The following is a 10,315-nucleotide window of genomic DNA, read 5'->3' on the forward strand; positions in this document are numbered from 1 at the left end:
CAGAGGGAAGGGGAAATCTGCCTCCCCCACCCTCCCAACAAGACACCCCAGAACTTAGCAGCGACACGCTACTAGCTCCATGATCTCTCCTGATCAACGTCGTGGACGTGGATGGGCGATCAGGAGCTGCCGTGGTGGCGGGGGCCCCCGCTCCACGGGTCGACTGGTGGCTCGACTGTCGAAGGGCACGACGGCTCGCCCCCGGTGCAGCGGCCCGACGGACGGCGGCCCGTCGGTTGCCGAGGCCGTCAGGTCGGCGCCACCGGCGCCTGTGCTGGTGGGCGCGGACACGAATGCCAGCGCCAGCGCCGGTTGCCAGGGTAGGGGACGAGCGGGAGGGACCGGCGCTGGCGACGGTTCGGCCGTCACCGTCGCACGCCTCCGCGCCGGCGCCCGGCGGTCCACGGCCTCGACGCGGGACGCCTCCACGGTCAATGTCGGCGGTGGTGACGACGGCGGGGTGGGGCGCGAGGTCGAGGAGGCGGCCAGGGTGGGCGCGGCGGGCGGCGAGGACGACTGTCGCGTACGGGGTGCTCGGGTGGGCGCGCCTACCGACGGTTCGGCCGTCGGTAGGCGTGGCGCGGTGGCCTTCGGCAGCGGCAGGGGAGTGGCCTTCGGCAGCGGGACGGTCGTCGGCAGGGGTAGTGGGAGGGCGGTCGGCGGCGGCAGGTCGATCGGCAGGGGGGTCTCGACCACGCCCCGCAGCAGCGACTCGACGGTTTCCGGTGCGGTGCCTGCCCCCGCCGGCCCGGTGGTGGTCGGCATCGGTATCGGCAACGGTCCGGCGGAGGCGGGCTCGGCGCCCAGAGCCGCCGCCAGCGCGGCCGCGCCGAGCGCCACCGCGCCGAGCGCCACCGGCGGCGGGCAGTGCTTCGGCCGTGTCACGCGGGTGTCCACGACGGCCGCGTCCGGCCCGGCTCGGCACGGCGGTGCCCCTGTCCGAGCAGTCGCTCGTCGACCCGTGGCGTCCCACCCATGCGCGGGTTGTTGCCCCCTGGGGACTCGGGCTACACCTGCCGCTGGCCGATCGACGTCCGTGGTGGTACGCGGGCGGGTCGACCGGCTCTGTGAGCGATAACAAGGCTCGCGTTCGACGGGTCCCGCCGCGTCCGCGTGGCGCCACTCGCCGACGCGATCGCCCACCAGGCATTCAGGAGCGACGATGAGGTGCGCGCCCCGAGTCGACGCCGGCCGGGGGGTCATGTGGCCGGCTCGTTACGTCTTGACGAACAGCATGTTATCGCTCACCCTCGATGCAGAGGTCGGCGGCATCGGTGGCTCACCGGGCGGGTCCCGTGGTCGCGCCTCGACGTACGGCGTCCCACGGGCAGCGGACGCCGTCTCAGGACTCGTGTGGTTCCCGGCGAACGCCGGCCGATCCCGCGTGCGCCGGTGCGAGGTGGGTCAGGATGACCGTCCCGAATTCCTTGGCCCAGCCGGCGTGCGCCGCCGGGAACAGGTCGTCCTGAGCGAAGTGGCACATCACCACCGCCGATGCACCCACTGAGAAGGAACGACATGAGACCTAGAAAAGCTCTGCTGGCGACGGCGACCCTCGCGGTCGCGCTGACCGCGGGTATGACGGTCGCGCTGGCACCCATGGCCAGCGCAGGAACGACGTTGAAGGCGTCGGCGGCCGAGAGGGGCCGCTACTTCGGTGCCGCCGTCGCGACCGGCAAGCTCTCCGACGGCCAGTACACCAGCATCCTCAACAGCGAGTTCAACAGCGTCACCCCCGAGAACGAGATGAAGTGGGACGCCACCGAGCCGCAGCAGGGTCGGTTCAGCTACACCGGTGGTGACCGTCTTGTCAGCCACGCCCAGTCCAACGGCATGATCGTCCGCGGCCACACGCTGCTGTGGTACCAGCAGCAGCCGGGTTGGGCGCAGGGCATGTCCGGCACCGCGCTGCGCAACGCCGCCATCAACCACGTCACCCAGGTCGCCACCCACTTCCGCGGCAAGATCTACGCCTGGGACGTGGTGAACGAGGCGTTCGCCGACGGCGGCAGCGGCGGGCGACGCGACTCCAACCTGCAGCGCACCGGCAACGACTGGATTGAGGCGGCGGTCCGTGCCGCCCGCGCCGCCGACCCGGGCGCCAAGCTCTGCTACAACGACTACAACACCGACGGCGTCAACGCGAAGTCCACCGGCATCTACAACATGGTGCGCGACTTCAAGTCCCGCGGCGTACCGATCGACTGCGTCGGCTTCCAGTCCCACCTCGGCACCACGCTGGCCAGCGACTACCAGGCGAACCTGCAACGCTTCGCCGATCTGGGCCTCGACGTGCAGATCACCGAGCTGGACGTGATGACCGGCTCCAACCAGGCCAACATCTACGCCTCCGTGACCCGCGCCTGCCTCGCCGTCGCGCGCTGCGCCGGCATCACCACCTGGGGCGTGCGGGACAGCGACTCCTGGCGCGGCTCCGACAACGCCCTGCTGTTCGACCGCTCGGGCAACAAGAAGGCGGCGTACACCTCCGTCCTCAACGCCCTCAACGCGGGCAGCGGCAACCCGACCACGCCCCCGCCGGGCTCGCCGGTCGACACCACCGCCTGGTACGTCCTGGTCAACCACAACAGCGGCAAGGCCCTGGACGTGTACGAGCGGGCGACCAGCGACGGTGCCCGGATCGACCAGTGGAGCCGTAACGACGGGGCGTGGCAGCAGTGGCAGTTCGTCGACTCGGGTAGCGGATACTACCGACTGAAGTCCCGCAACTCCGGCAAGGTGCTGGACGTCTACAACCGCTCGACCGCCGACTCGGCGGCGATCGTGCAGTGGACCGACGGCAACGGCACGAACCAGCAGTTCCGGCTGGCCGATTCGTCCGAGGGCTACGTGCGTCTCATCAACCGCAACAGCGGCAAGGCCGTCGAGGTGCAGGGCGCGTCCACCGCCGACGGCGGCAACGTCGTGCAGTACGCGGACTGGGGCGGCACCAACCAGCAGTGGCAGCTGATCAAGATCGGCTGACCACCCGTTCGACAAAATCGGCGGCGGGGTAGCGCGGACGCACGTCGTCCGCGTTACCGTCGCCGCTGACCACGACATCCATCGGTGCGGAACCGTTGAAGAGTGTGCCCGGCACACCCATGCTTCGGACACCGGATGGACAAGGCCGACACTATTGGAGAGCATCTATTTCATGATTATCCGGTCCGCCACCCCTTCACCAACCTCGGAAGACGTGACCCCCGACGAGACCGCCGAGGAACGGCCGCCGGCCGACTGGGGGCGATGGCAATGGGCGCGTTCCGAATGGACCCTGGCGGTACTGGCGAGCCTGCTGCTGGCGGTGGTGCTGACCTGGCCGACGTTGCGGCACCCGGCGAGCACGATCCCCGGTGACCTGGGCGACCCGCTGTTGCAGGCGTGGCAGGTCGCCTGGTCGGGGCATGCTCTGCTGAGCAGCCCGGCGGACCTCTGGAACTCCAACACGTTCTACCCCGAGAAGTACACGTACGCCTACAGCGACACCCTGCTCGGCTACGCCCCGATGGGGATGCTCGGCTCCGGCTTCGAGGCGGCCGTGATCCGGTACAACGTGCTGTACGTGCTGCTGCACGCGCTCGCGTCGCTCGGGGCGTACGCCCTGGCGCGGCAGCTCGGCGCGAACCGGTGGGGTGGCGCGGTCGCCGCCGTCGCGTGGGCGTACGCGCCGTGGCGGCTGGCGCACTCGGGGCACCTGAACATCCTGTCCAGCGCGGGAATCGCGCTGTCGCTGGCCATGCTGGCCCGTGGTCACGGCTGGTCGCTGCGCCACGGGTACCGGCCCGAGCTGCGCCGGCCCGCCTGGGCGGTGGCCGGGTGGCTCGTCGCCGCCTGGCAGATCAGCCTCGGCTTCGGTATCGGCCTGCCGCTTGTCTACTTCCTGCTGGCCGCGGTTCTGGTGGCGGCCGGCTGCTACGGCTGGTCCTGGTGGCGGCGGCGGGAGCGGCCTCCGTTCGGCTGGCGGCTGCTGCTCGCGGATCTCGTCGGCGGCGGGCTGTTCGGCGTCGTGACGCTGCTGCTGGGCATGGTCTACCTGCGCGTCGTCGATCTCAACCCGCAGGCCGAGCGGACGCTCGACTGGACGAAGATGTTCTCGCCGCCCTTGATCGGGTTCGTCACCGCGCCGGCGGACTCGTGGTTGTGGGGTGACCGGCACGCCGCCGCACGCGAGCAGCTGTCCTGGCCGCCGGAGATGGCGCTGCTGCCGGGGATGATGCTGATCGGGCTGGCCGCGGCCGGGCTGTTTCTCTCGGCGTACCCGCTGCGGCACCGGGTCGCGCTGGGACTCGGCGTGGTCGGCACGGTGCTGCTGGGTCTGGGCGCCACCCTCGGCGGCGACGGGGACCCGGGCTACCTGACGCTGTCGACGCTCCTGCCGGGCTGGGACGCGTTGCGTACGCCCGGTCGGATGATGCACTGGACGAGCCTGCTGCTGGCGGTGCTGGCGGCCGGCGCGGTGACCGCTCTCGCGGAGTCGTTGCGCCAGTCCACGCCCCGCCGCTGGGCGGCGACCCTCACGCCGCTGGTCCTGCTGATTCCGCTGACCGTGGTCACCCTGGAGGGCGTGAACTCCACGCCCCACCCGACCGTGCCACAACCGCCGGCCGCGATGCGGACGGTGCAGGACCCGATTCTCGTGCTGCCGGCCGGGGGACTGGGCGACCTGACGTACATGCTGTGGTCGACCGACGGTTTCCCCCGGCTGACGAACGGTCTGGCCGGCTTCGAGCCGGTCAGCCAGGCGCAGACCCGGATGGCGGTGGCGTCGTTCCCCGATCCGGTCAGCGTCGCGCACCTGCGCGGGATCGGCGTGCGGTCGGTGATGGTCGTGCCGAGCCGCGTCGTGGGAACGCCGTGGGAGAGCATCGCGACCCGGCCCATCGACGGGTTGGGCATCACCCGGGAGGATTTCGATGGCATGCTGGTCTACCACCTCTGACCGGGTGAGCGCCGGGTCCGCGGGCGTCGGCGGCGGATGCCCGGGTACGGGCAGGGTGAGGTGACGGACGTGCGACTGTCCGTGGTGGTGCCCTGCTTCAACGAGGAGGCGTCGGTCGAGCGGCTGCACGAGACCGTGTGCGCCGCTCTCGCCGAGCTGCCCGACGTCGAGGTCGAGGTCGTGTACGTCGACGACGGCAGCGAGGACGGCACCCTCGCGGCGCTGCGCCGGCTCGCGGCCGCCGACCCCACCGTCTGCTACACGTCGCTGAGCCGCAACTTCGGCAAGGAGGCGGCGATGCTCGCCGGGTTGCAGCGGGCCACCGGCGACGCGGTCGTCATCATGGACGCCGACCTGCAGCATCCGCCGCGGCTGCTGCCCGAGATGGTGACGCTGTACCAGCAGGGCTTCGACCAGGTGATCGCCCGGCGGGACCGACGCGGTGACCGGTTCGTCCGCATGGTCGCCTCCCGGTCGTTCTACCGGGTGATCAACTGGTGGATCGACGTGCGCCTCCAGGACGGTGCGGGCGACTTCCGCCTGCTGTCCCGGCTCGCGGTGGACGCGATACTGGCGATGCCGGAATACAACCGCTTCTCCAAGGGGCTGTTCTCGTGGATCGGCTTCCGCACCGCGGTGGTGGCCCACGCCAACGAGACCCGGCAGGCCGGGCGGAGCAGGTGGACGCTCAGTAAACTCTTCAACTACGCGTTCGACGGCCTGCTGTCGTTCAACAACCGGCCCCTGCGCCTGGCCATCTACGGCGGGCTGTTCCTGACCCTCATAGCGCTTGCGTACATGGCCTGGGTCGTGGCGGACGCCGTCGAGAAGGGGATCGATGTCCCCGGGTACACCACGATCATCGTCAGCGTGATCGGGCTCGGCGGCATCCAGATGACGATCCTCGGCGTGATCGGGGAGTACATCGGCCGGATCTACTACGAGACCAAACGTCGACCGCACTACCTGGTGCAGGAGACCGAGTACCTCGTCGCGGAGACGGGCGGGACACCGCGGCGGCCGGTCCCGCCCGCGCCGCTCTCGCCGGTACGGGGCCAACGGGTGGCGTCCGCCCGGGACAATCCCTTGCCCCGGCCCGCACCCGGTCGACGCGAGGTCGGCGAGCGCGACCGGAGCTGACCCGGGCCGGCGGCCGGTCAGCGGCCGCAGGCCCGGCACGCGCTACGGGTACGCAGGTGGTAGTCGCTGGACGCCACGAGGAGGCCGAGCCCCAGGAGGCAGTACGCCGACATGGCCACCCAGAGGAACGCGTCGGAGAACTCACTGGCCGACCCCGACGTCTCCTGCGCCATCCCCATGCCGAAGTAGGCGACGATGGCTGCCCCGAGCCCGAAGCCCGGCACCAGCAACAGCCGTCGGGGGATCCTACGGCCGGCGAGCAACGGCACCCATCCCGGCCAGATCTCACCCCAGGGCCGCACCAGCGCCAGCGGCAACAGCACCCCGGCCAGCACGAGACCGATCTGCAACCCGATGATGGAGGCGTTTCGCGCGAGGTCGTCGAAGCCCACCACGGCCTGTGCCGCGAAGCGGGTTACGAGCCCGGCCACCGCCACGTACGCTCCCCAGCGCGCCCACGGCGCGGGTGCCCTGCGCCGCTGACCCGGTCGGATCGTCCGGCAGCAGTCGGGACAGTCGCCCCGCGTACGGCGCTGATAGCCGAAGGTGGCCAGGCCGAGAAGCGCCGCGCCGGTGCACAGCCGAGCCGACTGGCGAACGCCAGCGGGTCGAAGGACGGGCCGGGCGCGAGCAGGAGGAGGCTCACCAGCTCCGGCAGCAGGATCGCCGCCGCTGCGACCAACGCGCCGGCGACCGTACAGGCCAGTCCCGCGAGCGCCGGTCGCCAGGTCGTCGCACGGTCCAGGGCGACCGCCACCGCCGCCGGCGGCCAGGCACAACGCCACCGACCGCCAGCCGGTGAAGCCGAGCAGGTCGGACCCGAACGGTGGGAACTCCGGCGTCTCACCGACCGTCCAGGCCAGACGTATGCCGCCGTAGGCCACGGCCCAGGCGAGTACGGCGTACGTCAGGCCGTGGCCGCTGCGGCGCGTGAGGGGTGCCGCCGTCGTCATGCCTGCGATCCTCGCGGGGCGCCGGCCGTCAGGGTTCCCTCCGGTAGGGGAAGGCGCTCCCCGGTCGGAGGGAACTGACCCCGCGCGGGGCGTGGGGTGCGCGCGATTCGCACACCCCACACCCCGCCGGCTCGCCGCCGTGTCGCCGTGTGGCCGTGCCGCCTTGCCGCCGTGCGACGGTCAGAGCGTGAACACGAGGGTCGAGATGCTGCGTGCGCCGACGTTGATGGTGGCCTGTCCTCCGTTCACGCTGGTCGGCTGGCTGGCCGCGTTGGCGTTCTGCGAGGTCAGGTAGTACTCCGCCTTGCTGACGTTCTGCGGCGCCTGGACCACTGCGTTGTTGACCGCGCTGTTCGACCGGTTGAGGATGACCAGCGTGATCTTGCCGTCACCCTGGTAGGCCGTCACCTCCAGCGGGGACGCCTTGGAACTCTTGGTCAGGGCCACGCGCTGGTAGCCCGGCCGGACGTACTTCGCGTACTGCGAGAACGCGTACCCACGCTTGAGCGGGGCACCGGCCGTGGTGCCGTAGGCCGCCTCGCCGTCGCCGATGAAGGAGTAGTAGCGCTTGCCGTACCACCAGATGTAGGCGCTCCAGTTGGCCTCCATCGACTTGTGCACCGTACGCATGATGTCGTCGAGCGTCTCGTTCCAGACGGCCAGGTTGCTGGGGTTGCCCCAGATGTTCGAGCCGCTGCCGTCGGCCTCGTGGTAGTTCCACTCGGTCATCCACACCGGCTTGTTGTACTGGGCGGCCAGGGAGTACGGCGCCAGCCGACCAGCCGACTCGGTGCCGTACAGGTGGCCGCCGATGTAGCCGATGTTGTTCCGGGCGGTCGCGTCGTTCAGGGTCGGGTCGGTGTAGCCGTAGTTCAGGTTGACGGCTTCGGCGACCATCAGCTTGCTGTTCTGCACCTTCGCGCCCTGGTCGCGGACGAAGGTGCGCAGCTCGGTGCCGCTCCAGTCCATCGAGTCGTAGTCCGGGTGCCAGTCCGGCTCGTTCTGCACCGACGTGACGTCGATGGTCACGCCCTGACCCCGCATGTACTGGACGTAGCTGTTCAGGTGGTTCGCGTAGTCGTCGTAGTAGTCGGTCTTCAGCTTGCCGCCGTTGGTCCTGCTGTTGTTGGTCTTCCAGGCCGCAGGCGCGGTCCACGGTGAGGCGAGGATCTTCACGTTCGACCCGTACGCCTCCGCCGTCTTCAGTGAGTTCACGTGGGTCGCCCATTCGCTGGACACCGGGGATAGGCCGGTACGCACGATGGACAGGCCGAGCTGGTTGGCGCCCAGCCCGACCAGCGTCTGGGTGTCGGTGGTCGACCAGGCGCTGCCCCAGATCGACTGGGCGGCCCCGAAGCCGTCGACGGTCTGGTATCTGGTGGCGCTGTTCACCGTGATGTCCGCCGGGCCGGTGGGTGGCGGTGTGGTGGGCGGCGGTGTGGTCGGCGGCGGTGTCGTCGGCGGCGGTGTCGTCGGTGTCGTGCCGCCGGTGCAGGTCACGCCGTTGAGCGCGAAGCTGGACGGATCGGGGTTGCTGCCCGTCCACGAGCCGTTGAAGCCGAACGACGCGGTGCCGTTGGTTCCGATTGCACCGTTGTAGCTGACGTTCTTGGCGGTGACCGCGGCGCCGCTCTGCGTCAGGGTCGTGTTCCAGGCCTGCGTGACGGTCTGGCCGGCGGTGTAGGACCAGGTCAGCGTCCAACTGCTGACCGCATCGCCGAGATTGGTGATGGTGACGTTCGCGCCGAAGCCGCCCTGCCACTGCGATGACACGGCGTAGTTCACGGCACAGCCGGCGGCTGCGGCGCCGGCCGGCGCGGCCAGGGCGACCGCCGTCGACGCCAGCAGGACGGCGCCTGCCGACATCAGGGCGGTGTTGGTGACCCTTCGTTTTCTCATCAGGCTTCTCCCGAGGTGGTGGTGGCGGCCGACGCGTCCGGGCTGGTCGACGGAGAGCGTCGGGCGGTAACGTCAGGCGTCGCCGGGAGCGCTCCCAAGCGCGCGACGGTGGGTGGTCGGATCCGCTGTCCAGATCAGCCCTGCCGGTCACCCTCGACATGCCGTGCCGGCCGCTGATCCCAACGCCGCGCGACGATTCGCGGAGCGTGCACCGGGGGAACGCCGGTGCGGCGGCCGGGAGTCGACGCCGGATCGGCCCGCGCGCCGGCGGTGGAGCGGGGGCGGCGACGAGCGGATGACAATGCGGCGAGCGGGTCCGGCGGGGCTGCGGCACCCTCCTTTGTCGACCGGCTCGTGGGGCGGGCGGCCGCTCTGCTCATTCGCGGCTCGCGGGTGAGTGCCGCACAGCGAGCCAACGAAACAGTTTCTCGTTGTCAGGAATTTATTTTTTTCAATGGTGTCTGTCAATGCTGGCGGCGGTGGGCGTCGGGTTTCCCGGGTGCATGCCGATGTAAGGCGACCTGTTTAGAAGCGGTGCTCGGCACCGCTGCGGCGGCGATGGCCGCCGACGGGAAGCAGCTGGCGACAGATTCGGTCGGCCCGCTGGACGAACCGGGCCGCAGATCAAGGGGCACCGGGACCTCCGCTGGGACGCATGGCCCCCGATCGAGGTCACGCGTGTTGCCCTCGCGGCGCGTACCGGATTCACGGCCCACTACTCGGTGGGGGCCACCGACGACAATCCCGCGGTAGATCCCACGAGGGGCGTGGCTGGGAGGTGATGGGTGCTCATGCCAGCGAATACGACGACACCCATATCGCAGCGGGCTTCATCGGCAACGACGGTGACGTGACGCCGGCCGTGCTCCGCTCGATGCGGGCGCTCTACAGCCGCGCCAACGCCCTGACCGGGAAGACGCTGGCGAAGACGTGGCACGGAGGGCGGTCGGGCAACTCGACCGAGTGCCCGGGTTCGCAACTACGAGCATGGGTGCAGGCCGGCATGAACTCGGACAACGGCCCGGCCGTCACCGATCCGCCGCCGAGCAGCGGTGGTCTGGGCGGCCGGACCTGCTCGATCGTTTCGCCCGCAGCCGTGGCCTCGCTGCGGCGGCCATCGAAGGTGTCTGCTGCCCGCAGCGGACCTTGCCCGCGCCGAACCGAGGCCGCCACTCCGGGTGCACGGCGGGAATCCAGTATCGATCAAGTGAGGTGGAAGAGCCGTGCTCAATCGTTGCCACTCTCCAGAAGGGAGCGCGGATGGACGTCCTCACCGCCACCGACCACCGGTGGAAGGCAACCAGTATTGACCAGTAACCCAAAGGTGCCGTGGTTAGCCGGCTGCGTAGCGGACTTCTGGCTTGCCGAACAAGGCTTTCAC

7 protein-coding genes and 1 pseudogene are annotated in these 10,315 nt (G+C 70.3%); 4 read left to right on the top strand and 4 right to left on the bottom strand.

Annotated features, from left to right (window positions below; translation table 11 throughout):
- Window positions 1-93: 93 nt before the first annotated feature.
- Window positions 94-885, bottom strand: a complete 792-nt coding sequence (locus ACLQ24_RS26510) for a hypothetical protein (protein ID WP_425894428.1) — start codon at window positions 883-885, stop codon at window positions 94-96.
- A gap of 633 nt (window positions 886-1,518) precedes the next feature.
- On the opposite strand from ACLQ24_RS26510, the gene ACLQ24_RS26515 reads away from it, so the two are divergent.
- A complete protein-coding gene (locus ACLQ24_RS26515; RefSeq protein ID WP_425894429.1) occupies window positions 1,519-2,985 on the top strand; it encodes an endo-1,4-beta-xylanase in 1,467 nt (488 codons plus the stop codon).
- On the opposite strand, the gene ACLQ24_RS26520 is transcribed toward ACLQ24_RS26515, so the two are convergent.
- Window positions 2,972-3,106, bottom strand: coding sequence for a hypothetical protein (locus ACLQ24_RS26520; protein ID WP_425894430.1), 135 nt, complete (start codon window positions 3,104-3,106; stop codon window positions 2,972-2,974). The two genes, ACLQ24_RS26515 and ACLQ24_RS26520, sit on opposite strands and share 14 nt — an antisense overlap.
- Before the next feature lie 51 nt (window positions 3,107-3,157).
- Here ACLQ24_RS26520 and ACLQ24_RS26525 point away from each other — a divergent pair, with 51 nt between their 5' ends.
- Window positions 3,158-4,942, top strand: a complete 1,785-nt coding sequence (locus ACLQ24_RS26525; RefSeq protein ID WP_425894431.1) for a hypothetical protein — start codon at window positions 3,158-3,160, stop codon at window positions 4,940-4,942.
- Window positions 4,943-5,002: 60 nt separating this feature from the next.
- Window positions 5,003-6,082, top strand: a complete 1,080-nt coding sequence (locus ACLQ24_RS26530; RefSeq protein ID WP_425894432.1) for a glycosyltransferase family 2 protein — start codon at window positions 5,003-5,005, stop codon at window positions 6,080-6,082.
- 17 nt (window positions 6,083-6,099) lie between these two features.
- Here ACLQ24_RS26530 and ACLQ24_RS26535 read toward each other — a convergent pair whose 3' ends face one another.
- A complete protein-coding gene (locus ACLQ24_RS26535; protein ID WP_425894433.1) occupies window positions 6,100-7,035 on the bottom strand; it encodes a hypothetical protein in 936 nt (311 codons plus the stop codon).
- Window positions 7,036-7,215: 180 nt separating this feature from the next.
- Window positions 7,216-8,934 carry a cellulose binding domain-containing protein gene (locus tag ACLQ24_RS26540; protein ID WP_425894434.1) on the bottom strand — a complete coding sequence of 573 codons (1,719 nt, stop codon included), beginning with the start codon at window positions 8,932-8,934 and terminating at the stop codon, window positions 7,216-7,218.
- Between the two features lie 781 nt (window positions 8,935-9,715).
- Here ACLQ24_RS26540 and ACLQ24_RS26545 point away from each other — a divergent pair.
- A pseudogene (locus ACLQ24_RS26545) lies at window positions 9,716-10,315 on the top strand (hypothetical protein); the annotation flags it as partial.

The sequence above is a fragment of the Micromonospora sp. DT4 genome (genome assembly GCF_049841675.1).
Lineage (GTDB): Bacteria > Actinomycetota > Actinomycetes > Mycobacteriales > Micromonosporaceae > Micromonospora.

Bases quoted from the DNA above. Each gene is read 5' to 3' on its own strand.
- ACLQ24_RS26515 (WP_425894429.1), top strand. From the start codon at position 1,519: ATGAGACCTAGAAAAGCTCTGCTGGCGACGGCGACCCTCGCGGTCGCG.
- ACLQ24_RS26520 (WP_425894430.1), bottom strand. From the start codon at position 3,106: ATGGGTGTGCCGGGCACACTCTTCAACGGTTCCGCACCGATGGATGTC.
- ACLQ24_RS26525 (WP_425894431.1), top strand. From the start codon at position 3,158: ATGATTATCCGGTCCGCCACCCCTTCACCAACCTCGGAAGACGTGACC.
- ACLQ24_RS26535 (WP_425894433.1), bottom strand. From the start codon at position 7,035: ATGACGACGGCGGCACCCCTCACGCGCCGCAGCGGCCACGGCCTGACG.
- ACLQ24_RS26540 (WP_425894434.1), bottom strand. From the start codon at position 8,934: ATGAGAAAACGAAGGGTCACCAACACCGCCCTGATGTCGGCAGGCGCC.